Annotated in this window: 28 protein-coding genes; 25 read left to right on the top strand and 3 right to left on the bottom strand. The window is 63.6% G+C overall.

Translation table 11 applies throughout. The features are described from left to right. Positions 1-6: 6 nt before the first annotated feature. The 12 genes from V3C40_RS15215 (at position 7) to V3C40_RS15160 (ending at position 8,551) form a co-directional block, all read left to right on the top strand. Entirely contained in the window at positions 7-444 is a 438-nt protein-coding gene (locus V3C40_RS15215; protein ID WP_051991901.1) for a flagellar export protein FliJ, read from the top strand. 88 nt (positions 445-532) lie between these two features. Continuing rightward, positions 533-1,945, top strand: coding sequence for a flagellar filament capping protein FliD (gene fliD / locus V3C40_RS15210; protein WP_034757833.1), 1,413 nt, complete (start codon positions 533-535; stop codon positions 1,943-1,945). Between the two features lie 51 nt (positions 1,946-1,996). Continuing rightward, a complete protein-coding gene (gene fliS / locus V3C40_RS15205; protein ID WP_034757830.1) occupies positions 1,997-2,386 on the top strand; it encodes a flagellar export chaperone FliS in 390 nt (129 codons plus the stop codon). Positions 2,387-2,417: 31 nt separating this feature from the next. Next, the gene (locus tag V3C40_RS15200; RefSeq protein WP_254671605.1) at positions 2,418-2,696 is read left to right on the top strand and encodes a hypothetical protein; all 279 of its coding nucleotides are present in this window, start codon (positions 2,418-2,420) and stop codon (positions 2,694-2,696) included. Next, entirely contained in the window at positions 2,693-3,856 is a 1,164-nt protein-coding gene (locus tag V3C40_RS15195) for a flagellar hook-length control protein FliK (RefSeq protein WP_331777872.1), read from the top strand. Before V3C40_RS15200 ends, V3C40_RS15195 begins: the two co-directional genes overlap by 4 nt. A gap of 11 nt (positions 3,857-3,867) precedes the next feature. After that, the gene (locus tag V3C40_RS15190; RefSeq protein ID WP_307788883.1) at positions 3,868-4,332 is read left to right on the top strand and encodes a flagellar basal body-associated FliL family protein; all 465 of its coding nucleotides are present in this window, start codon (positions 3,868-3,870) and stop codon (positions 4,330-4,332) included. Positions 4,333-4,365: 33 nt separating this feature from the next. After that, positions 4,366-5,109 carry a FliA/WhiG family RNA polymerase sigma factor gene (locus V3C40_RS15185; RefSeq protein ID WP_034757822.1) on the top strand — a complete coding sequence of 248 codons (744 nt, stop codon included), beginning with the start codon at positions 4,366-4,368 and terminating at the stop codon, positions 5,107-5,109. Between the two features lie 56 nt (positions 5,110-5,165). Next, positions 5,166-6,080, top strand: a complete 915-nt coding sequence (gene motA / locus V3C40_RS15180; RefSeq protein ID WP_034757817.1) for a flagellar motor stator protein MotA — start codon at positions 5,166-5,168, stop codon at positions 6,078-6,080. Further along, a complete protein-coding gene (locus tag V3C40_RS15175; RefSeq protein ID WP_051991897.1) occupies positions 6,007-7,068 on the top strand; it encodes a flagellar motor protein MotB in 1,062 nt (353 codons plus the stop codon). Before motA ends, V3C40_RS15175 begins: the two co-directional genes overlap by 74 nt. A 16-nt stretch (positions 7,069-7,084) precedes the next feature. Further along, positions 7,085-7,375, top strand: coding sequence for a flagellar biosynthesis anti-sigma factor FlgM (gene flgM, locus V3C40_RS15170; protein ID WP_034757812.1), 291 nt, complete (start codon positions 7,085-7,087; stop codon positions 7,373-7,375). Next, on the top strand, positions 7,372-7,812 hold the full coding sequence (gene flgN, locus V3C40_RS15165; protein WP_083292696.1) for a flagellar export chaperone FlgN: 441 nt from the start codon (positions 7,372-7,374) through the stop codon (positions 7,810-7,812). Before flgM ends, flgN begins: the two co-directional genes overlap by 4 nt. Further along, positions 7,799-8,551 (top strand): glycoside hydrolase family 73 protein, encoded by a 753-nt coding sequence (locus tag V3C40_RS15160; protein ID WP_331777871.1) that lies wholly within the window; start codon positions 7,799-7,801, stop codon positions 8,549-8,551. The genes flgN and V3C40_RS15160 overlap by 14 nt, the downstream gene beginning before the upstream one ends. A 5-nt stretch (positions 8,552-8,556) precedes the next feature. On the opposite strand, the gene flgA is transcribed toward V3C40_RS15160, so the two are convergent. Then, entirely contained in the window at positions 8,557-9,177 is a 621-nt protein-coding gene (flgA, locus tag V3C40_RS15155) for a flagellar basal body P-ring formation chaperone FlgA (RefSeq protein ID WP_331777870.1), read from the bottom strand. Between the two features lie 281 nt (positions 9,178-9,458). On the opposite strand from flgA, the gene flgB reads away from it, so the two are divergent. The 13 genes from flgB (at position 9,459) to V3C40_RS15090 (ending at position 20,569) form a co-directional block, all read left to right on the top strand. Next, positions 9,459-9,821 carry a flagellar basal body rod protein FlgB gene (gene flgB / locus V3C40_RS15150; RefSeq protein WP_034758109.1) on the top strand — a complete coding sequence of 121 codons (363 nt, stop codon included), beginning with the start codon at positions 9,459-9,461 and terminating at the stop codon, positions 9,819-9,821. 8 nt (positions 9,822-9,829) lie between these two features. Further along, positions 9,830-10,246, top strand: coding sequence for a flagellar basal body rod protein FlgC (gene flgC / locus V3C40_RS15145; protein WP_034757795.1), 417 nt, complete (start codon positions 9,830-9,832; stop codon positions 10,244-10,246). Positions 10,247-10,249: 3 nt separating this feature from the next. Beyond that, a complete protein-coding gene (locus V3C40_RS15140) occupies positions 10,250-10,903 on the top strand; it encodes a flagellar hook capping FlgD N-terminal domain-containing protein (protein WP_331777869.1) in 654 nt (217 codons plus the stop codon). A gap of 58 nt (positions 10,904-10,961) precedes the next feature. Continuing rightward, positions 10,962-12,140, top strand: coding sequence for a flagellar hook protein FlgE (locus V3C40_RS15135; protein WP_070303085.1), 1,179 nt, complete (start codon positions 10,962-10,964; stop codon positions 12,138-12,140). A gap of 26 nt (positions 12,141-12,166) precedes the next feature. Beyond that, positions 12,167-12,895 carry a flagellar basal body rod protein FlgF gene (locus tag V3C40_RS15130; protein WP_034757782.1) on the top strand — a complete coding sequence of 243 codons (729 nt, stop codon included), beginning with the start codon at positions 12,167-12,169 and terminating at the stop codon, positions 12,893-12,895. Positions 12,896-12,927: 32 nt separating this feature from the next. Further along, positions 12,928-13,716 (top strand): flagellar basal-body rod protein FlgG, encoded by a 789-nt coding sequence (flgG, locus tag V3C40_RS15125; protein WP_167468652.1) that lies wholly within the window; start codon positions 12,928-12,930, stop codon positions 13,714-13,716. Positions 13,717-13,727: 11 nt separating this feature from the next. Then, positions 13,728-14,390, top strand: coding sequence for a flagellar basal body L-ring protein FlgH (gene flgH, locus V3C40_RS15120; RefSeq protein ID WP_235194328.1), 663 nt, complete (start codon positions 13,728-13,730; stop codon positions 14,388-14,390). A gap of 9 nt (positions 14,391-14,399) precedes the next feature. Then, positions 14,400-15,512, top strand: coding sequence for a flagellar basal body P-ring protein FlgI (locus V3C40_RS15115; protein ID WP_331777868.1), 1,113 nt, complete (start codon positions 14,400-14,402; stop codon positions 15,510-15,512). Then, positions 15,512-15,904, top strand: coding sequence for a rod-binding protein (locus V3C40_RS15110; RefSeq protein WP_034757766.1), 393 nt, complete (start codon positions 15,512-15,514; stop codon positions 15,902-15,904). The genes V3C40_RS15115 and V3C40_RS15110 overlap by 1 nt, the downstream gene beginning before the upstream one ends. A gap of 81 nt (positions 15,905-15,985) precedes the next feature. Beyond that, complete coding sequence (gene flgK / locus V3C40_RS15105) at positions 15,986-17,347, top strand: flagellar hook-associated protein FlgK (protein WP_072454566.1); 1,362 nt, start codon at positions 15,986-15,988, stop codon at positions 17,345-17,347. Between the two features lie 10 nt (positions 17,348-17,357). Next, positions 17,358-18,269 (top strand): flagellar hook-associated protein FlgL, encoded by a 912-nt coding sequence (flgL, locus tag V3C40_RS15100; protein WP_331777867.1) that lies wholly within the window; start codon positions 17,358-17,360, stop codon positions 18,267-18,269. Between the two features lie 5 nt (positions 18,270-18,274). Next, entirely contained in the window at positions 18,275-19,318 is a 1,044-nt protein-coding gene (locus V3C40_RS15095) for a hypothetical protein (protein WP_070303082.1), read from the top strand. A gap of 150 nt (positions 19,319-19,468) precedes the next feature. Then, entirely contained in the window at positions 19,469-20,569 is a 1,101-nt protein-coding gene (locus tag V3C40_RS15090; RefSeq protein WP_331777866.1) for a glycosyltransferase family 9 protein, read from the top strand. Here the strand turns inward: V3C40_RS15090 and V3C40_RS15085 are convergent. Both V3C40_RS15085 and V3C40_RS15080 read right to left on the bottom strand, forming a co-directional pair. Next, positions 20,554-22,728 (bottom strand): putative bifunctional diguanylate cyclase/phosphodiesterase, encoded by a 2,175-nt coding sequence (locus tag V3C40_RS15085; protein WP_331777865.1) that lies wholly within the window; start codon positions 22,726-22,728, stop codon positions 20,554-20,556. The two genes, V3C40_RS15090 and V3C40_RS15085, sit on opposite strands and share 16 nt — an antisense overlap. A gap of 108 nt (positions 22,729-22,836) precedes the next feature. Continuing rightward, positions 22,837-23,295 carry a hypothetical protein gene (locus tag V3C40_RS15080; protein ID WP_034757746.1) on the bottom strand — a complete coding sequence of 153 codons (459 nt, stop codon included), beginning with the start codon at positions 23,293-23,295 and terminating at the stop codon, positions 22,837-22,839. Positions 23,296-23,385: the final 90 nt, after the last annotated feature.

Raw genomic sequence — 23,385 nt, 5'->3', positions numbered from 1 at the left:
GCATACGTGAGCAACGCGCATACCATCCGCAACCTGACCACCCTGGTCGGCCTGCGCAGCACCGAAGTGGAACGCCTGCAAAGCGAAATGGCGGCGCAGACGGCCGTGCGCGAGCGCTACCAGAAAAACCTGGAGCGCCTGACGGGCCTGTACACGGATAGCGGCCCCAGCGGCGCCCTGCCCCTGGCCCTGTCCGTCAACTGCGGCAACTTCAAGCAAGCCGTCATGCAGATGGCCGACCAGCACCGTACCGACTTGCATTTGCACGAAGCCAACATGGCCGTTTCGCAACGCGCGCTGAATACGGCGTGGGCCAAGCGCGAGGTGCTGGACCAGGTGCTGACACAAAAACAAAAGCATGTTGCAAACGAGCAACAACGTGTCGATGCCAAGCGACAAGACGAACTGGCGACGCAATTCTGGTTCCGCGGACAGGTAAAATGAGTTTGTGTAAGTTTCTTTCAGGAAAACTTCACGAAACGGGAATGGGGGTCGCCTTGTACCGGTATATCCCTTTATTCAGGAGTCTGGCATGGCAAACGTAATTACTGCACCGCAATACGATCCGATCGTCACCGCAAAAAATCTGGCGACCAAGTCGGTAGCGGCGCAACAGGCCGCCCTGGCTGCGCAGACCGCGCTGGCCAGCAATACCTCCAGCGCGCTGGGTAACCTGAAATCGGCCATCTCGGCATTCCAGCTGGCGATGTCGTCCATGACGTCCAGCAAATCCGTGCTGAGCCAGTCCGCCACCTTCAGCAATACCGCGTATGGCACGGGCACGGCCGGCATCAAGGCGGCGCCGGGCAGCTACGCATTCTTTGTGGAACAACTGGCCACGGCCGGCCAGACTTCGTATGGCGGCTTGAGCAACACCATGCCTGCCAACGGCGGCGCCATGACCATCCGCATCGGCGACCCGCTGGCCGCCGTGACCGCCGACAACGCCTTCGACATCGACCTGGCCGCCGCCAACAAGGATGGCGACGCCTATTTGACGCCGCAGGAAATAGCCGCCGCCATCAATGGCAACAGCAAGAATAATGCGCGCGTCACCGCTTCCGTCATCAATATCGGTAACCAGGCGCAACTGGTGCTGACGTCGACGCTCACCGGCGCCGCGAATGCCGTCTCGATCGACACCAGCAGCGTGACGGATTCGGGGCTGCAGACAGCGCTGCAGAGCGACAAGAAAACCCTCGTCGAGCCCAAGGATGCCATCGTCTGGCTGGGCGCCCAGGGCACCGGCACCAAAATCACCCAGGCATCGAATACCTTCACCAACGTGCCCGACGTGAAAATGACGTTCACCAAGGCCATGAGCGCTGGCGAGAGCCCGGTCACCGTGACCGTCGGCACCGATAGCACGGGCACCATCGCCAATGTGCAAGCCTTCGTCGACGCCTACAACAAGCTGAAAAGCGTGATGGATGGCCTGGCCAGTCCCGGCAATCCGGAAAAGAACATCGCCGCCGGCCTCTTTGCCCACGACTCCGGCCTGAACGCCCTGCGCTCGAGCATGGGCGATGCCTTGCGCCTGAGCGTCGATGGCGTATCGCTGGTGGCGTATGGCATTACCGCCCAGCGCGACGGCACGATCAGCCTCAATACCGCCAAGCTGACGGCCAAGCTGGCGGACAATCCTGGCGGCCTGGACAAACTGTTCGGCAATAACAGCCTGTCGGCGCCAGCGGGCGTGCTCGGCGGTCTGGACAAGGTGCTGGGACAGTGGAGCAATGTCACCAAAGGCCAGATCACCCAACGCATGGCAGCGACGGACAAGTTGCAGAAAAGCCTGGCCCAGAGCAGCGAGCGCCTGACCAATCAGTACAACACGGCGTACAACCGTTTCCTGGACCAGTTTTCCCGCCTGCAGGTATTGCAAGAGCAAATGACGCGCAATTCCGACATGTTCGATGCCATGTTCGGCAACGACAAATCCTAAGGCGAGCGTGCCTGCAGCACCGCGCCACGTTAACATAGCGAGAAGATAATAATGTTGAACAATGAAGCTTACGGCAGCTACCACGCCGTCAACCTGGATTCCCAGACCGCCCGCGCCACACCGGTCGAGCTGGTACTGGTGCTGACGGACGGCCTGCTGGAAGAACTGGCGCGCGCGCGCGGGCACATCGTGGGCAAGCGCTACGAGCAAAAGGCCATCAGCCTGGACAAGTGCACGCAAATCATCAACGGTTTGTCGAGTTCGCTCGATTTCGACAATGGCGGCGAAGTGGTCGTCAACCTGGCGCGCCTGTACGACTATTGCGTGGCGCGCCTGTACACGGCCGGCATCAAGCTGGACCCTACCCTGATCGACGAAGTGACGACCTTGATGACGACCATCAAGCGCGGCTGGGTGGGCGTCCAGGCCAACAATGCCTAGGCGCGCGGCGCTGCAGCAGCTGAGCCGGCAATTGAGCGCGGCAGTCGCTCAGCCGGACTGGGATGCGATGGAAAAACTCTCGGCCAGCCTGGCGAAAAACATCCCGCTGCTGGCCGAACGTGGCGCATGGAATGCGCTGGAACAAACAGAATTGTTGCATTTGCGCAAAATTCACGCGCAAGCGGTTAAAATTTGCTCTGAGGAAAAAGAACGCCTGGGTCAACACCTGGGTGCATTACAGGCAAATAAGGAAGGTTGGGTCGCCTACGCCGCGCTCGGCGAATACGACTCGGACGGGAATCAAGCATGATCATGAACTTCAACAAGGCACCGGCCGCTCCGGCACCGGCGGCCCCTGCGGCATCCGCACCAGCACCGGCGCCAGCGCCGTCACAAGCCGCTGCCTTGCCTGGCACGCCAGGCTATGCCGCCAATGGCGCCGCCCCTTCCGCCCTGCCCCTGTTTGCGCAGGTGCTCGATGTGACGGGCGGGGAGACGGCCGACGCCGGCACGCCCGCGCCCGCCAAGGACGGCGATAGCGATAGCCAGACCGACAGCAGCTTGCCAGCCATGGCCGCGCCCGTCATCGGCTTGCCGGTGAGCATGCTGCCGCCGGCGGACGCCGCCGCGGCCGAAGCACGCGCCTACGCGCAGGCGCAAGTACAGACACAAGCACAGACACAAGTGCAGGCAAATGTGGCGCAAGCCAACCCTGCGCTCAACATCAGCCTGCATCCGGCGGCGATCACCTTGAACGCGCCGGCAACGGCGCCAGCGCCAGGCCGCGACACGCGCGAGCCGCTGGCCGCCGCCAATCCGGCGGCGCCCGCCAAAGGCACCGCGCCGGCACAGCCGTTCGAATCGCTGCTGCAGCAAAGCGCTCCGGCCACGGCCGTCGCCGCCCCTGCCGTTGCCGCGCGCGAAGGCGAACGTGGCGCCGCGAACGTGGCGCCAGCCACGCCCAACCTGGGCCTGGCGGGCGCGGTCGGCAATACGGCCACGGCGGCCGCGGCCGGCGACACCATCAAGCTCAACGGCCCAGCCCAGCAATGGCAGGAACCGCTGCGCGAAGCGCTGGGCGAACGCCTGCAGACGCAGATCGGCCGCAACAGCGAACACGCGACGATCCGCCTCGACCCGCCCATGCTGGGACGCATTGAAATTTCCATCCGCCACACGGCCGGCACGCTGCAGGTGAACGTCACGGCATCGAACTCGGAAGTGTTGCGCCAATTGCAAGGCATCGGCGAAAACATGCGCAGCGACCTGGCGCAGCGCCAGTACACCGACGTGGCCGTCAATATCAGCGCCACCCCGCGCAGCCCCGCCGCCCAGGCGTTTGCCGAGGGCGACGCGCGCGGCCAGCGTCAACCGGGCCGCCAGCACGATGATGCCGAGCCGGGCCGCGCCCTGTCCGACGGCAGCACTGCCGCCACCACTTACGCCATGCACGAGCGAGAGAGCGCCTGATGAATATGAAAATGAAACTGATAGCCGGCTTTGTCGGCGTGGCCGTGCTGGCCGCTGGCGCGGCTGGCGGCGCCATGTGGTATCTGGCCAAGCCGGTCGCCGGCCATGCCGATGCCGCCGAAGCGAAAGCCCCGCCGCCGCCGGCCACGGGCAAGAAGGCACGCAAGTTCCTCACGCTCGACAAAGTCATCGTGATGCTGCGCCGCGGCCCAGGCGACGGCGAAACGCATTATCTGTCGGCCGACCTGGTGATCGCCACCACCGAGGAAAAGGAAAAACTGACGAAGGACCATTTGCCGCTGATGCGTTCGATCGCCGTCAGCACCCTGTCGAGCTTTCCGCTGGACAAGGCGCAGACCATGACCGTGGAACAATATGCCGAGCAGATCAACAAGGCCTTCAACGTCAGCTACGAGCGCGAACAAATGGAAAAACCGTTCACCGAAGTCATGGTCGGCAAGCTGATCATTGAATAAGCCAACACGCCAGCCGACCTAGTGGGAGATCCCTTGGCCTATGTAGAGCAATACCAGGAAGCGTACGGCGCCGGCGAATATGCCGCCGCCAGCGCTTGCGCGGCCGTGCTCAGCGTTGCTGAAGAGCAACAACATCTGGTGGCATACTCCCCTCTGGTCAAACGCATCGTGCGCCAGCTCAATTCGCAGGTGTCGGGCGCCATCGACCGCGACGACATGGAACAGATCGGCCTGATGGGCTTGCTCGAAGCCTTGCGCCGCTACGGCGTGCCGGACCAGTCTTTCGGCAGCTATGCCAGCCTGCGCATCCGTGGCGCCATCCTCGACGAACTGCGGCGCCAGGACTGGCGTCCGCGCGCCGTGCGCCAGGAAAGCCACCGCCTGCGCGACAGCGTGCGCGCCCTGACCCGCCGCCTGGGGCGCGAGCCGCTGGAAGCGGAAATCATGGCCGCCCTGAAGCTGACGCCGGAAGCCTTCCAGGAATATCAATTGGCGGAAAACGCCGAGCTGATCGCCAGTTTCGACGAGGTGCTGCAGGAAAGCCTGGGACAGGCCGACAGCGCACCAAGCCCGGAAGAACAATTGATGGTGCGGCGCAGCCTGGAGCAGGCCTTGCGTGCGCTCGACGAACGCGAGCAGCGCGTGATCCAGATGTATTACGAATTCGAACTGAGCTACAAAGAAATAGCCGCCGTCCTGGACCTGAGCGACGCCCGCGTCTGCCAGCTCAACAAGACGGCGCTGGGCAAGATGAAAGCCATGCTGCAAGACGCATAAGTTTCAGCACTATCCATCAAATTGACGCAGCACAATGACGCAGAAAGGCAGTTGACATGGTAATTATCGGTATCTTAATCGTGATGGGGTGTGTATTCGGAGGCTTCGCCCTGATGGGCGGCACCGTCCACGCGATCTGGCAACCGGTCGAGCTGATCATCATCATCGGCGCCGCCGTCGGCGCCCTGGTGCTGGGCAACCCGAAGCATGTACTCGGTGAAATGCTGCACCAGATGCGCAAGATCGTCACGCACAAGAAGCAAGGCTCGGAATTCCAGCGCCAGTTGCTGCTGCTGATGTATGAACTGCTGCAAACGGCCGCCGGCGGCCTGAAGGCGCTCGACGCCCACGTCGAGGCGCCGCGCGAAAGCGCCCTGTTCCAGCGCTATCCGCTGGTGCTGGAAGAGCCGAAGCTGCTGGCCTTCATCGTCGACAACTTCCGTTTGATGGCGATGGGCAAGATCAACGCGCATGAACTCGAAGGCGTGCTGGAGCAGGAACTCGAAGCCATCCACGACGAACTGCTGCAACCGTCGAAGTCCTTGCACAAGATCGCCGAAGCCATGCCCGGTTTCGGTATTCTGGCCGCCGTTCTCGGTATCGTGATGGCCATGAATTCCGTGGCCGACGGCGCCGATGCGGCGGAAATTTCCGAAAAAGTGGGTGCCGCCATGGTCGGTACCTTCATCGGTATTTTCTTCTGCTACGGCGTGCTCGATCCGATGTGCAACATGATGAAACAGCTGGTGGGCGAGGAAGGCTCGACCATGGAATGCGTGAAGGTCGTGCTGGTCACGCACGTGGCGGGCAAGCCCCCCCTGCTGGCCATCGATGCGGGCCGCCGCCTGGTGCAGCTGAACATCAAGCCGAGCTTCGCCCAGCTGGAAAGCTGGATCAATGCGCTGGAAGATGGCGGCGCCGAACAAGAGCAAGGCCAAGGCCGGGGAGGCCGCCGTGCTAAAGCCGCATGAGAAACATGAACAGGCCATCATCAAGCGTGCGGGACGCAAGCACGACGACGATGGCCATGGCGGCGCCTGGAAAGTAGCGTTCGCCGACTTTTGCCTGGCCTTGCTGTCGCTGTTCCTCGTGCTGTGGCTGATGGCCGCGCGCGAGCAGCAGGCGATGAAGGAAATCATGATGGATGCGTCGGCCAGCAGCCGCCAGGGCGAAGGCCAGGGCGTCATGCCGGAACAGAGCGGCGGTCCGCGCGGCAGCCTGATCGAGCGCTTCCCCATGCCCCGCAAGGGTTCGGGCGACACGCGCACGGAAGGCAAGCAGATGCAGGACGGCAAGGCCGGCGCCGCGCCGCAAAACCAGACCAAGGTCAGCTACCAGTCGCCGGAAGACTTGCTGTCGCTGTCGCGCGCGCTCGACAAGCTCAGCGACGAAGCGGGACTGAAGAGCAATTTGCAGTCGGTGATCACGCCGTACGGCTTGCGTGTCATGCTGCATGATACGGACAAGCAAGGCATGTTCGTGCGCGGCAGCGCCGTGCCGACCGACCGCTTCCGCAAGCTGCTGCGCCAGATGGGCCCTGTGTTTGCGCAAATGGAAAACCAGATGCTGATCGTCGGCCACACGGACTCGATGCAATACGCCAATACGGGCTATGAAGGCTTTTCGAACTGGACCCTGTCGGCCAACCGCGCCATGTCGGCGCGCGCGCAATTGTTGATCGGCAGCATGAGTCCGGACAGCGTGCTGCAAGTGGTGGGCATGGCCGACCGCGCGCCGCTGGACGTGAAAAATGCCAGCGCCGGCATCAACCGCCGCATCGAACTGTTAATATTGACGCGTGGCCAGGCCGACAGCATCGCCGCCATGTTCGGCATGGCCGGACAAAAGCCGCAAGGCGACGAATTGCAGGTGGGTGAACCGGACTCCGGTACCCTGCAGCGGCTGCGCGAAAAACTGGGCCTGCCCGCAAAGAAAGATCGGGACGAGCATGCAAATTAAGGGCAAGGGACAACGTATGAAAATCTCCTCCGGCAATACCGGTGCTGCCGTGCGCAGCAGCGCCGTCGCGCCTGCCGAGGCGATCGCCGAGAACGCGGGCGCCGCTGGCGCCATGGGCGGCTCGTCGGCCGGCGCGGAACTGCAATCGGCCGTGCTGCAACCGGCCATGGCCGCCCTGCGTGCCATGCCCGAGATCGACCATGAAAGAGTGGCCATGCTGCGCGATGCGCTGGCCAAGGGCGAATTGCCGTTCGATCCATCGAAACTGGCAGGCTTGATCCAGCGTTTCCACGGCGGTGAATCGTGACCGCGCCGCGCAAGGGCATCACGCGCCAGGAAGCCGTGCGCCGCGTGCTGCTAGGCATGACGGAGGATCGCGCCGGCTATGCGGCACTGCAAACCTTATTGGAAGAGCAATTCCAGGCCACCTTGCACCACCAGAGCGCCCGGCTGACGGCGCTGGCCGACCAGGTCATCGCCGCCGTCGAGCCGCTCGATGCGCGCCGCCGCCAGCGGGTCAGCCTCGTCACTGCCCTGCTGGGCCCGCAAGGCGATATGGCGCAATTATTTGCACTATTGCAACAAGACGCGCGTACGACCGCCCAGCGCGACTGGGCCGCGCTCGAACAGATGGTGCTCGAATGCAAGCGCCTGAATGCCCGCAACAGCGATTTATTAACAGAGCAGTACAGCATCATGCAGCGCGTGCTGCATGGCGAGGAAGATACGTATGCGCCAGGCTGATTTCCTGACCACCCGCGCCACGGCGGCGACGCCATCGACGGCGGCCACATCCGCCGTGCAGAGCAATATGCGCGCCACCGACGCCACCGGCTCCGGCGGCAGCTTCAGCAGTGTGTTCCGGCAAGTGCAGGGGGAAGTGGCCCGCTTCATCGAACAGGGCGGCGGCAACGCCACCAGCCTGAGCCCGCAAGGACGCGCCTACCTGGAGCAAAGCCAGCCCGTCAATGTGCTGGGCAGCATCAACCAGGGCGGCGAGATCGGCGAGACACAGCAGCAATTCCTCGCCTCGATCAAGCCATGGACGCAAGAAACGGGCGCGCGCCTGGGCGTGGCGCCGGAAATCGTCGCCGCCCACGCGGCGCTGGAATCGGGCTGGGGCCAGCGTCCGCTGCGCCAGGGCACGGGCGCGGACACGAATAATCTGTTCGGCATCAAGGCCGGCGGCAAATGGCAGGGCGACGTGGCCAGCAATGTCACCACCGAATACGAGGCGGGCAGCGGCACGGCGCTGAAGAAAACCGAGCGTTTCCGCAGCTACCCGGACCAGGCCAGCGCCTTCCGCGACTATGCGCAAGTGTTGCTCGACAACCCGCGCTACCGCGCCGCCCTGAACACGGGTGCCGACGCGGGCGCCTTCGCGCAAGGCCTGGCGCGCGGCGGCTATGCCACCGATCCCAACTACGCCGCCAAGCTGACGCAGCTGGCAACACGTCTGCAGCGCACGGCCGCCGCAGACTGATCTCCTTAACGGCCGGCAATATCGGCCGGTTCCACCACGCCCGCATCGACCACCCTGGCACGTATCACCGTGCCGCTGGTGGCGTTGCGCACGCGGATCACTTCGCCCAGCGCGCCCGGATCCATCGCTTCGCCTGCCATGCTCACTTCCACCTGCTCCTTGCGCGCCACGATGCTGACCGCACTGCCCCGCTTGATCAGCACGGGCGACGCCAGTTGCCCCTGGCGCAGCACTTCGCCGGCACGCAAGCTGCGCCGGCTCGACAGACCGATGGCGCCGGGCAAGGAGGCGATACTGTCGGGCACCATCGTCACGTCGCGCCGCGCCAACGTCACGTCGCCCGATTGCAACGGCGTATTGGCCGTGACGGGCACGCTGGTGACGGCCACCTGGGCCGTGATACTGCCGCGCGCCAGCATTTCGTAACGCCAACCGTTGCTTCCAGGACACACCGCGACAAAGCGCATGCGCTGCGCCGAACGGCTGTCCGCCATCTCCAGCGCGACGGGCGCCGCGCACGCCGGCACGGGGCGCGTGCTTTTCACGACGGTCACCTGGAACTGCGGTTCCAGCAGTCCCGCCGTGGCCGCCTGCTGCGCCAATTGCTCACGCGCCAACTGTTCCACACGTGAAAATATATTGTCGGCTGGCAATTCTGCGCGACCTGCACTACTATATAGGCTGGCCAGGAAAAAGATGCCTGGAAGCAGTATTTGACGACATTGCGCCTTGTTCCACATCACGGAATAGTTCTCAAAGTAAATCATTGCTAACCTTAATCAAAGATACTGAAGCGGCATGACCTTACCATGCGTCAACATGACCTGGCTGGGATTTTACCTCTGCACCACCTGTTTTCTGGCCCGAACCGCAAAAAGCACGATCGAATTCAACACAAAGGATGACCATGGGGATTAATTTCAAGGATGCGCTGGGTGTGCACGCCGATGCACTCGCGCTGCGTGCCGACCGTACGCGCGTGCTGGCGGCCAACATCGCCAATGAAAACACGCCCGGCTTCCAAGCCATGGACATGGATTTCGGCAGCGCCCTGCAGCAATTGCAGGACAACGAGGCCGGCCTGCTGTCGACCGATGACGATGCCAGCGCCCTGTACCGCGTCCCCTACCACCCCAGCCGCGACGGCAATACCGTCGAAATCGGCGTCGAACAGGCGGCGTTCTCGCAGAATGCCACCGACTTCCAGACCAGCCTCACTTTCGTCAACATGAAACTGAAGGGTCTGTCCAAGGCCATTTCCGGACAATAAGGATCAGCATGAGCTTCCAGGATATTTCCAAGATCGCCGGTTCGGCGATGGCGGCGCAAACCGTGCGCCTCAATACCATCGCCAGCAACCTGGCCAATGCCGATTCCGTTGCCGGTTCCGAAGGCGAAACCTACCGCGCGCGCAAACCCGTGTTTGCGGCCGTGATGGATGGCCCCGGCGCCAGCGGGGCCGGCGGAAGAGTACAGGTGCTCGACGTGGTGCAAAGCGACGAGCCGCTGCGCAAGGTATACGAACCGGGCCACCCGATGGCCAATGCCGACGGCATGGTGTTCTACCCCAACGTCAACCAGGTAGCCGAGATGACCGACATGATGTCGGCCTCGCGCGCCTTTGAAACCAATGTCGAAGTTCTGGGCCGCATCAAATCGATGCAGCAATCGCTCCTCAAATTAGGTGAAGCATAATCCATGGAAACCAATCTCTTTACAAACAATACCAGTGGCAGCGGCAGCAGCAGCAATGCCGTCAAGTCGCAAAGCAATGCCACCCAGGATATGTTCACCAAATTGCTGGTCGCCCAGATCAAGAACCAGGATCCCCTCGCACCGACCGACCCGAGCCAGTTCGTCAATCAATTGACGCAGCAGGCGCAGACGGAAGCGATGCAAAACCTGTCGTCGCTGACCAGCGCCAATGCCAGCGTGCTGCAATCGATGCAAGTACTGGCCCTGGGCGCGCAAGTGGGTTCCGAAGTGATGGTCAACAGTGAAACGGTGCAGCTCGACAAGAGCAAGGTCAGCGGCAGCATCGCGCTGGCCGCCAGCACCACCAAGACCACGGTGACCCTGAAAGGGCTGGACGACAAGGAATACAAGATCGAACTGGGCGCCAAGTCGGCCGGCACGGTGCCGTTCAGCATCGATCCCGTGGCATTGGGCTTGCCCGCCGGTACCTACAGCATGAAGGTCACCACCAGCGGCGCCGAAAAACCGACGGTCGACATTGCAGGCAAGCTTAACAGCGTGCGCCTGTCGTCCGGCGGCAGCATGATACTGAGCGTGTCGAACCTGGGCGAAGTCAACCCTGGCGCGATCACCGGCTTTAACGGCAAGACGGCCTGATCCGCTCGCCCCTTCGTTTCCTGCACACTAATCTCGTCCTTCACTAAAGGAAATCAACATGAGTTTCGACATCGCCCTGTCCGGTATCCAGTCCATCAACCAACAGTTGAACAGCACCAGTAACAATATCGCCAACGCCGGCACCTACGGCTTCAAGAGCAGCCGCGCCAACTTTTCGGCCATGTACGCCGGTTCGCGCGCCACGGGTACGGAAATCGGTTCGATCACGCAAAGCATGTCGCTCAATGGCGGCGTGCTGAACACGGGCCGCGCGCTCGACGCAGCCATCGACGGCCGCGGCTATTTCGTCGCACGCGATGCGCAAAACACCATGAGCTACAGCCGTGTCGGCATCTTCTCGGCCAGCAATGAAGGCAAGCTGATCGATTCGAACGGCCGCCTGGTCCAAGGCTACGCCGCCGTCAAGGGCAGCACCACCCTGGGCACCATGGGTGACATGATCATTCCGACGGGCCAGATTCCCGCCGTGGCGTCGACCAAGCTGGCGTATGCGGCCAACATGTCGTCCGAATGGACCATCAAGGCTGTGCCCTTCAACAAGACCAACGAACTGAGCTACAACAGCGCCAAGACCTCGATCGTCTACGATTCGCTGGGCGCCAAGCACTCGCTGGGCCAGTACTTCGTCAAGACGGCAACGGGCGTGGACGTGCACTACACCTTCGACAACGCCGACGTGACACCGGTGACGAGCATGACCTTCGACACGAATGGCAAGCTGGTGACCGGCACGGCCGCCGCGCCAGCGCTGCCGACGCCGGCTGGCGCCGCGGCACTGGCAATCGCCATCGACTACACGGGCACCACCCAGTACGCCGGCGAAGCGACGACCTCGACCGACCGCGCCGACGGCTATTCCTCGGGCACCTACACGGGCGTGGAACTGGCCGATGACGGCTCCGTCGTGGCGAAATACACGAACGGCCAGAAGCAAAGCATCGGCGTGATCGCCTTGGCCACCTTCCCCGACGAAGGCGCGTTGACGGCCGTCAACGATACCAGCTGGGTCGCCTCGACCACGTCCGGCACCCCCATCTATGACCGTCCGGGCGTCGGCATGGCCGGCAAACTGGTAACGAGCTCGCTGGAACAGTCGAACGTCGACATCACCTCCGAACTGGTGGGCCTGATGACGTCGCAGCGTAACTACCAGGCCAACTCGAAGGTCATCTCGACCGAGAACGCCATGCTGCAATCGCTGATGCAAGCGCTGTAATCCACGATACGCAAAGGTAAAGAGCAATGGATGCGCTGATTTATACCGCCATGAGCGGGGCCGACCGTGCCCTGCGGGCACAGCAGGTACACGCCAACAACCTGGCCAATATCGAGACGGGCGGCTTTCGCGCCAACCTGGAAGTGTCCACTGCCCAGCCGCTGCAAAACGGCTATGGCTACGACGACCGCCACATGACGCAGACGCAGTCGAGCGCCATCGGCACGCGCACGGGCGCCATCAAGGAAACCGGGCGCGAACTCGACGTGGCCGTCACGGGCCCCGGCTTTCTCGCGGTGCAATGGCAAAACGGCGAAGCCTACACGCGCGCCGGCGCCATGGACCTCGATGAAACGGGCGCGCTGACCATCAACGGCCGGCCCGTGCTGGGCGAAGGCGGACCCATCACGATTCCCGAGCACACCAGCCTGTCGATCGGCGGCGATGGCACGATTTCCATCCAGGTGCCGGGCACCGCGCAAATGCAGACCGTCGACAAGCTCAAGCTGGTCAATGCGGAATCGGGCGAGCTGACGAAGAACGAGGCGGGTCTGATCGTGGCGCGCAGCGGCGAAGACTTGCAGGCCGACCCGGCGGTACGCATTCGCGACCGCCACCTGGAAGGCAGCAACGTCTCTGCCGTCGAGGAAATGGTCGCCACCATGAGCCTGAACCGCAGTTTCGAGATGCAGATGAAAATTTTCAAGGCCAGCGACGCGATGACTGAATCCGGCAACCGCCTGCTGGGCGCCTAAGCCCAACGCCAACCAATTACCAGGAGTAAATCATGAATCCAGCAATGTGGATCAGCAAGACCGGCGTGCAGGCACAAGATGCCAAACTGCAAGCCATCGCGAATAACTTGGCCAACGTCAATACCGTTGGCTTCAAGCGCGACCGCGTCGTCTTCGAAGACCTGTTTTACCAGGTCGAGCAGCAGCCGGGCACGCAGCGCGCCGACAATACCCTCTCGCCATCGGGCGTACAGCTGGGTAACGGTACCCACATGGTGGGCACGCAAAAGGTGTTTACCACCGGCAGCCTGCAAACGACGAGCCGCGAATTCGACGTCGCCATCACCGGCAACGGCTTTTTGCAAGTGCTGCGCCCGAACGGCGAAGCGGCCTACACGCGCGCCGGCCAGCTGGGCATCAATGAAAACGGCGTGATGGTCAACGCCCAGGGCTTGCCGCTGGTGCCGCAGATCACCGTGCCGAACAATGCCACGGCGATCACCATCGGCGAAAACGGCATGGTCACGGCCACCGTGCCGGGCAATGTCGCCGGTACCGAACTGGGCCAGTTGAACCTTTCCAGCTTCGTCAACCCGACGGGCCTGCTGGCACTCGGTGAAAACCTGTTCCAGGAAACGGCATCGAGCGGCACGCCGACGGAAGGCCGTCCCGGCGAAGGCGCCCTGGGCAAGCTGAAACAGTTCGCGCTGGAAGGCTCGAACGTGCAGGTGGTCGAAGAGATGGTCGACATGATCGCTGCCCAGCGCACCTATGAAATGAACACCAAGGTGCTGTCGGCCGCCGACAATATGCTGCAATACCTGGCGCAAGCGGCACGCTGATGACAGCCGCCATGAAAGCCACGGCCGCCATGCTGCTGGTGTTGATGGCCGGTTGCGCCAGCCAGCCGATGGCGCCGCTGGCGCCCAGCTTTTCCGATACGCCGCTGCCCGTGGCGCCGCGCAGCGCTGCGCAAGGCGGCGTGAGCGGCGGCGTCTTCAATCCCGACGCGGGCCTGGCCCTGACTTCCGATAGCCGCGCCTTCCGGGTCGGCGACGTCGTCACGGTGGCGCTGCAGGAAACCACGCAGGCCAGCAAGAAGGCCGGCACCTCGTTCAACAAGGGCTCGTCCGTCGGCGTGCAGGCGGCCAACATCCTCGGCAAGACCTTCCCCAAGACGGGCATCGACCTGTCGGCCGACCGCAATTTCGCCGGCGACTCGACCAGCACGCAGCAAAACGCGCTGTCCGGCGCCATCACCGTGATCGTGCAGGAAGTGCTGCCGAACGGCTTGCTGCGCGTGCAAGGCGAGAAAACCCTGACCCTGAACCAGGGCGAGGAATTCGTGCGTCTGCGCGGCTATCTGCGCGCGGCCGATATCGATTCGAACAACCAGGTGTCATCGTTGCGCATCGCCAATGCGCAGATCGCCTATTCCGGCCAGGGCACCCTGGCCGAAGCCAACAAACCAGGCTGGCTGACGCGCTTCTTCGTCGGCCCATGGATGCCGTTTTAAGGTGAGCTCATGAAATTTCGTTCCGCCCTGCCCCTGGCAGCCATGCTCGCTGCGCTGTCCGGCTTTGCCCTGCCCGCCAGCGCCGCGCAAGTGCTGCGCAACCTGGTCAGCATCGAGGGCGTGCGCGACAACCCGCTGGTCGGCTACGGTCTCGTCGTGGGCCTGAACGGCAGCGGCGACACCACCCAGGTAAAATTTTCCAGCCAGTCCGTGGTCAACATGCTCAAGCAGTTCGGCGTGAAGATGCCGGACGGCGCCGAATCGAAAAGCAAGAACGTCGCCACCGTCATGGTCAGCGCCGTGTTTCCCCCAGGATACCGCCGTGGCCAGGCCATCGACGTCACCGTCTCGTCCCTGGGCGATGCGAAAAGCTTGCGCGGCGGCACCTTGTTGCTGACGCAATTGCGCGCGGCCGATAATGAAACGTATGCGCTGGCGCAAGGCAACGTCGTCGTCGGCGGCTTGAACGCCACGGGCAAGAGCGGCTCGTCCGTCACCGTCAACACGCCCACCTCGGGCCGCATTCCGAACGGCGCCAACATCGAGCGCGAAATCCTCAGCGATTTTTCGACCAAGCCGACCGTCACCCTGAACTTGCGCCACCCGCATTTCGAGACGGCCATCAATATCGTCGAAGCCGTCAACCGCCGCTTTGGCGCCGTCGCCACCACGCGCGACGCCACCAGCGTGGAAGTGCTGGCACCGGAAAACCCGACCCAGCGCGTGGCCTTCATGGCCAAGCTGGAAGCGCTCTCCGTCGATGTCGGCATCGATACGCCAAAAGTGGTGTTCAATTCGCGCACCGGCACCGTGGTCATCGCCGAAGGCTTGCGCGTAAAGGCGGCCGCCGTCACGCACGGCTCGCTGAAAGTGGTCATTTCCGAAAGCTCGGCAGTGAGCCAGCCGGCGCCGTTCGGCCGCGGCCAGACCACCGTCACGCCGCAATCGAAGGTGTCCGTCGACCAGGGCAACGGCAATATGTTCAAATGGCCGGCCGGCGCCAAGCTGCAGGCCATCATCGACGTCGTCAACAGCCTGGGCGCTTCGCCCGACGACATCATGGCAATTCTGCAAGCCCTGGACCAAGCCGGGGCCATCGAAGGCGAACTGGTGGTTATCTGATGCTTAATATCAACGACAGCAGCAGCGCCCTGCCTTCGGCGCTCGACGACAAGTCCCCTGCCGCCGCCACGCCGGCCGATCCCCGCTATGCGGCCAAGGCCACCGAGGCGGCCGTCAAGTTCGAAGCCTTCTTCATCTCGCACATGCTGCGCCAGATGCGTTCGGGCACGCGCGAGATGGCGGGCGAAGACAGCGTCTTCAAGGATCCCGTCAACAGCGACATGCTGGAAATGGCCGACAATCTGGTGGCCGACAAAATGGCCGGCCAGCGCGCCTTCGGCATCGCCGACGCCATCCTGCGCCAGCTGCTGCCGGCGGCCGGCGCCCCCGTGGCAGCCAAAAGCGCCGTCAAGACCGACAATATTGCAGCGCCGCTTAATAAATCCGTCTGAAGCGTCGCCTGTACAAGGTAATATCGATTCAATGCCTGCCCACCCGCACGCGCCACACTCTTCACGAAAGAAACTTGCCCAATGAGCATCATCAGCAATGCATTGTCAGGCAGCATCGCCGCCCAGGCCGCACTCAATGCGGCCAGCCAGAACATCGCCAACCTGCAAACGGCGGGCTACACGCGCCAGGGCGTACTGTTGTCCTCGCTTGGCGCAGGCGTGGGTGTGCGCTCGGCAGGCAATGGCGTGGAAGTGTCGGCCCTGCTGCGCTTTGCCGATGCTTATAAAAGCCAGCAAATGTGGCGCGCCGCGTCCGACCAGGGCGCCCGTTCGCAGACCCAGCCTTATCTGACCCAGCTCGAGCGCGTGATGGGCGACGATGCGTCGAGCATCAGCAACGGCATCGACGGCTTTTTCGCCGCCCTCAATGCCTCGGCCGTCGACCCGACGTCGACGCCGCTGCGCCAGCAGATCGTCACCTCCGCCGACGCCATGGCGCAGCGCTTCAACAGCATCAGCACCGTCATGGGCAACCAGCTGCTGTCGTTGCAGCAGCAACGGGCAGCGATCGTGCCGCAGGCCAATACCGCGCTGGCCAATATCGCCGCGCTGAACCAGCGTATCAGCACCTCCACGGCCGCGGGCACGAATGTGTCGTCGCTGATGGATGCGCGCGACCAGCTGATCGATGGCCTGGCCGCGCAAATGGGCATCGAGGTGCTCGACCAGGCGGACGGGTCGCGCAATGTCTCGCTGAAATCGGGCCAGCCGCTGGTCATCGGCAGCATGGCAGGTACCCTGAGCAGCAACATGACGAACACGGGCGAGCAAACCCTGAGCCTCGATTTCGCCAAGTCCTCGTACAAGCTCGACCCGGTCACCATCGGCGGCCAGATGGGCGGCCTGGGCGAGTTCGAGCAAAATACCCTGAAACCGCTGCAGCAGTCGCTGCAAGACATGGCGACCCAGTTGACCAACAAGGTCAACGCGCAACTGGCGCTGGGAAAAACCATGGCCGGCGCGCCGGGCGGCCCCCTGCTGGTGTATGCGAATGGCAAGCTGAGCATTACTCCCGGCTTCAACGCCAAGGATCTGGCCCTGTCGCTGACGGGCCAGGCCGGCGATAGCGGCAACTTGCAAAAATTGATCGAGATCAAGAATCAACCGATCACTGTCAGCTGGGTCGGTTCCGTCCTGATGAGCGACGCGGACACGCAGCTGGTCGGCAAGCTCGGTATCTACAGCCAGCAGAACCAGGCCCTGCTGAAGACGGCCAACACGGTGCGCTCGCAAGCGATCGACGACTGGAAGTCCACCAGCGGCGTGAACAAGGACGAAGAAGCGATGAGCCTGGTCGAGTTCCAGAATATGTATCAGGCAAACATGAAAGTCATTTCCGTGGCGAATAGCCTGTTTGACGCCACTTTGCAAATGATGGGTTAAGGAGAAGATCATGCGTGTCGCCAGTAGCCAGTACCAATCGCTGATCAATATTTCGCTTCAGCAAAACCAGGAACGCATCAACTTCCTGACCCAGCAGATGTCGTCGGGCCTGCGCATCCAGCTGCCATCGGACGATCCGATCGGCAACGTGCGCATTTCGCGCCTGACGCGCGAGCAAGCCATGGTCACCCAGTACCAGGACAATATCGCCACGGTAAAAGTGCGCCTGCTGAAAAACGAAAACTACCTGTCGAGCATGGTTACCGACATGGGCCAGGCGCGCGACCTGCTGGTGTGGGCCGCCGACGGCAGCAATACGCCCGGCGACTTGAACGCGATGACGCAATCGCTGACAGCCATGCGCGACAGCGTGCTGTACACGGCCAACCTGAAGGACCAGGAAGGCCGCTACATGTTTTCCGGCACGGCCACCGACCAGCCTGCGATCAAATACGACCCGGCGGCAGCCGTCGGTTCGCGCTACAGCTACGTCGGCAATACCGACACGCAGACCGTCGTGGTCGGCAATGGCGTGACGCAGGCTGCCAACGTCGACGTGAAGAACCTGGAAGTGTGGCTCAACAAGATCGACAAGGTGGTCACCACCCTCGGCACGCCGGGCGTCAACCCGAACGACCCGGCCGTGCGCGCCATCGTCAACGATGGCCTCGGCGGCACCGACGATGGCATGGATTTGCTCTCCGGCAAGATCGCCATTTTCGGCGGCGCGCAAAACATCCTCACCACGCTGTCGGGCAACCTGTCGAATGTCTCGCTGTCGAACAATTCGGCCCTGCTGGACCTGAAAAAGACCGACATGGGCGCGGCGGCCATCGAACTGACCGGCTACCAGACGGCCCTGCAGGCAACATACAAGGCATACGCCAAGGTGGGCACCCTTTCCCTGTTTGATCTTCTCTGACCATCATGCAAATCGTTCAGACCTCCTCCTCTTCCGGCGTCAATGCCAAAGGCGCTGGCACAGCCCGCGTCGTCGATGACGCATCCGCCGCCATCAACGGCAGCGCCAGTGCGCGCAGCGAGGCGCCAGCGGCGAAGAGGTCGACGGCGAGCCTGCAGCGGGGCCTGAGCAACTGGGATCACCAGTTGCAGGGGGAGATTTCCAACGCGCAACAAACACTCGACTACCTGGAACGCAGCAGCAGCCAGCTGCAAGCGCTGAAAAGCGAGCTGGCAGCCAAGCTGGCCGCGCGACAGGGCCGCGAAGGGCAAGTCGAGGCCAGAGTACGCCAGTTCAGCAATACCTGGCGCCAGCGCGCCAGCGCCTCGGGCGGCACGCTCGACGCACAACTCGGCTATACGAGCCCGCAGGCGGCGCAGCAGAACTTCAGCATCCGCGGCCTGACCATGGCCAGCCTGCAGGAAGGCCCGCAGGAAGTGCTGGCGTTTTCTGTCGGCGGCGCGAACCAGGCCTTGCGTTCGGTCAATATCGAACCTGGCCTGAGCGCGAATGAAATCGTCTCGCGCTTCGACCGTGCCTTGATGCCATCAGGCATCGGCGTCAAGCTGGGCGAGAATGGCGAACTGGTGTTCAGCACATCGGAAGCGGCCTGGGCCAACGTGCGCGACAGCCTGTCCGTGCGCGGCAGCGGCATCCGCTACCCGACCGGCCAGATGAGCCGCGTGCGCACGGATGCGGAACCGGCCGCCATCGCCCCGGAAGAATGGAATACGGGCGACGTGGAAGCCCTGCGCGCCACCTTGCAGCAAGTGGTGCAGGCGCTGGCGCAGTTGCAGGCGGCGCGCAGCTCCGTCAGCCTGGCCCTGGCGCAAGCGACGGGACGGGTTGCCCGCGCGCAACCGGTGCAAGTGAACGTCAGCATGGATACCCTGGCGGAAAACTTCACGCAAAAGGCCAGCGAACCTGGCTATGAATCGCTGCTGGCGATCAGCTCGGCATTGGTCGGCATCAGCCGCGAGCGCGTTGTCGCCCTGCTGGGCCTGGAATAACCGCTTCCCGTGCGTGCGCCGCCCTGGCGCACGCGGCAATAAAAGGGGCATGCCCCCTAGCTCAGGACGGTGGAAATCCGTAAGATGCTGCTGTCGCTTGCCGATTCACCACTACGCCGGCGCATTTCGTCATCCACCTCCGGAGTTCCCTTGATAAAAACCGCCGCCCGGCTGATCAGCTACGCCCTGCTGGGAAAATCCGGCAAGCAACCCCTCGACATCGCCAAGGTGCGCAAGGTGCTGATTTTGCGCAACGACAAGATCGGCGACATGATCGTCACGTCGGCCCTGCTGCGCGAGCTGAAGAAAAACTATCCGCACTGGCAGATCGATGTGGCCGCCAGCAGCGCCAACCGCGATGTCATCGCCGGCAACCCGCATGTGAACGAGATCCTCATCTGGGACAAGCAGCCGCTGCTGCGCGACTTGCGCACCACCATCGCCGACCTGCGCCGGCGCCGCTACGACGTCATCTTCAACCCCTACAACCGCTTTTCGATTCCCTTGCTGCTGCGTATCAAATGGCTGGGCGCCCGCTACCTGACGGGCTTTGCCATTCCCAAGTACGGCACTTCGACGGCGAAGCTGGGCATGTTCGACCATACGGTGCCCTGCGACCGCAGCCGCCACATCCTGCACAGTTTTTTCGCCACGTTCGAGGAGTTTGGCCTGCGCGACATCGATATGCGCTATGAACTGTTCGGCGTGGACGCGCACGCGGCACGGGTCGACGCTGCCTGCGACAGCCTGCTGCGCGCCCATGATGGCTTGTTCTGCCTCAACTTCCAGGGCAGCAATGCGCAACGCACGGTCAGCGTGGCCGATGCACAGCGCTGCTGCGCCGCCCTGGCGGCACGCTATCCGCGCCATGCGCTGCTGGTGATCGCCGCGCCGGGCACCGAGGCGCGCGCCGCCGAGATCGTGCGCGGCGCCGACCATGCCAACGTGATGAGCGCGCCGCCCACCGGCCACATCCTGGAGCTGGCGGCCCTGATACGCCGCTGCGACCTGGTGCTGTCGCCCGACACGTCGGTGATCCACATCGCCTCGGCGTATGACAAGAAAATCGTCGGCTACTACATCCGCACCGACAACTACCGCTGGTTTTACCCGGCCAGCAGCCATTACCGCGTCATCCTGGCCCCAGGCCTGACCCTGGCCTCGGTCAGCGATGCCGAGACCCTGGCCGCCGTGGAAGACCTGATGGAAGGCGCCGGCCAGGCGCAGGAGACGCTTCAGGCCGCCGGCTGAGACGCCAGCAGGCGGTCCATCTGCCCCACCGGCAGCGCGCGGGAAAAGAAATACCCCTGCGCATAGTCGCAGCCGGCGGCACGCAGCAGATCGCGCTGCGACGCCGTCTCCACGCCCTCGGCCACGACTTTCAAGCCCAGGCGCTGCGCCAGGGCAATGATCGCCTCGCACAGTCCCTGCCCCGCGCCATCGCTTCCCAGTTCGCCGACCAGCGAACGGTCGATCTTGAGAAAATCGATATCGGCCTTCTGGATGCACGCGAGCGACACCTGGCCGCTGCCGAAATCGTCGAGCGCCAGCGCCAGGCCCATGGCGCGGAACTGGCGCAGCCGGTCAACCACCTGGCGCGCTTCGTCGAGCAGCACCGCTTCCGTTGTTTCGATGACGATGGCGCCCGGCGCCAGGCCGTGGCGCGCCAGATGCCCGCCCCAGTCCTGGTACAGCGCGGCGTCGCAGCGAAATTCCACGGCCGACTTGTTGATGCTGATCTGGAACGCGGTGCCATGCTCGTCCTGCCACTGCCGCGCCTGGCGCACGACCTGGCGAAACACCCACTCGCCGATATCGATGATCAGGCCGTTCGCCTCGGCAAAGCCGATGAAATCGGCCGGTGCCAGCAAGCCGCGCAGCGGATGGCGCCAGCGCAGCAGCGCCTCGGCCCGCTCGATGCTGCCATCGCACAGGCGAATGATGGGCTGGTAATGGACTTCGAACTGGTCCTGCGCCAGCGCCAGGCGCATCTCGCGCACCGTGCTGCGGCGCAATTCGGCCGCCTGCTGCAATGCCGGTGTGAAATAGCTGTAGCCGTTGCGCCCCGCACTCTTGGCCGCATACATGGCCTGGTCGGCGTGCCGCAGCAAGGCGTCCGGCGACTCGGCGTCGGCCGGATACAGGGCCACGCCCACGCTGGCCGACACTTGCGCCGTGTCGCCTTCGAGCACGAACGGCAGGGCCAGCGCAGCCGTCAATTCCTGCAGCACGCGCTCGATGCCGCCCAGCTGTCCCACGCCGGCGAGGATGACGGTGAACTCGTCGCCGCCCAGGCGCGCGACCGTATCGGTGGCGCGCACGCGTTCGCTGATGCGCCGCGCCGCCTGGCGCAGCAGCATGTCGCCCTTCTCGTGGCCGAGGCGGTCATTCACCTGCTTGAAATGGTCGAGGTCGATGAACAGCAGGGCCAGGCAAGCGCCCTCGCGTTTGGCGTGGGCCGCCTCGTGCTGCAAGCGGTCGAGAAACATGTGGCGGTTCGGCAAGCCCGTCAGCTGGTCGAAATTGGCTTGCCGCCAGATGCGCTCGGACGCGGCGCGCTGCGCCGTGATGTCGCTGACCAGCGCCAGCGCCCCCAGGTAGGTGCCGCTGGAGTCGAAGATGGGATTGGTGGCCAGGGTGGCCCACAAGGTGCTGCCGTCGCGCCGCAGGAACTTGAATTCGTGGCGCTCGACGATGCCGTCCTGGCGCCGCGCGATGTTGCGCTCTAGGATGGCGCGCCCCTCCTCATCCATGAAGGCCGCCAGCGGCTGGCCCAGCATATCCTCGATCTGGCAATCGAGCATGTGCGCCATCTTCGGATTGACAAAGCTGGTCAGCGCCTGCGCATCGATTTCCCAGATGCCCTCCTCGGCGCTGTGCACGATGCGCCGGAAGCGCTCTTCGCTGCGTTCGAGCGCGGCCAGCTTGCCCTCGGCCTGCTCGAGCACCAGCCGCAGCGCCTGGCCGTTCGGGTCGGCGCTGCCCAGCAGGCTGACGGGCAAGCCCGCCTCGCGCACGCCGGGACGCGGCGGGGGCAGCTGCACCTGCAGCTGGATGCGCTCGGGCTCGCTGCTATTGAGCACGCGCTCCACGAACTGTTCGTAATCGCGGCGGAACGCCTCGTGCACAAAAGAACGGAACAGCACGTGGCCGGGACGCCCGCGCGCCAGGCCGAACAGCTCGGCCGCCACCAAGTTGACTTGCAGGATCACGCCATCGAGGCCCAGCACGAAATAGGCGACGGGCGCCAGCAGGTATAAATCGTTGAAATACGCTTGTTCGCGTTCGGCCTTCATCCGTTCCGGACTGAAGACGCCATCGTCAAGCAGGGGCGCGACATGCCGCGGCGCGCCGTCGTGGCCGAGCGGGGAGGAATCCAGAGCAGGTACCGCTTGCGGTGGTGTATCCATGGCTGTCCTTGGCACGGCCGCCCTGGAAAACAGGTGGGTGCAGTAGCGAGACTAGCACGCGCCACGCGCAGTGTCGAGCCATGGATGCCGTTTCTGCAACAGGGCCGCTCAGCGGCCCATGCCCATACGGTGCCGGCGCAAGCCAAAATCATGGCCGACCACCAGCAAGGTGCTGGCCACCAGGCTCGACAGCCCCACGATCAGCTGGATCAGCTTATCGTCGGGCAAGACCCACAAGGACGAGTCCGGCGCCTCGCAGCCCGTGGCCGCGCTGATCAGCGGAGATACCCAGGCCGCGTCCGGCGTCACGTCGAGCACGACGGCGCCGTCGGCGCTCGTCTGCATATAGATATCGCCCCCTTCGGCCAGGGTAAAGCAGATACCCACGCCCGTTTCCGTGGCGCGGATATTGTCCTGCATGCTGCGGTTATGTTCCTCGATCCACACTTCCACGTCGTATGGCGTTTCCAGGTGCTCCCATGGACGGGGACGGAAACGGGGACGTTCTTCCGGGCTAGCGGGGGTGTCGGGAACGTCGGGGATATTGCTGTCTGCTGCGCCTTGCATGCTCGTTGACCTTTTCTGCGGTGATGCGGCGGGACCGGTTGCCCGCCAGCCGCCATTATCCACCGTTCACGGCGCGCATGGTATTCCCAC

The sequence above is a fragment of the Janthinobacterium sp. LS2A genome (assembly GCF_036543145.1).
Taxonomy (GTDB): Bacteria; Pseudomonadota; Gammaproteobacteria; order Burkholderiales; family Burkholderiaceae_D; genus Janthinobacterium; species Janthinobacterium aestuarii.
This window is presented reverse-complemented; position numbering and strand designations above follow the sequence as displayed.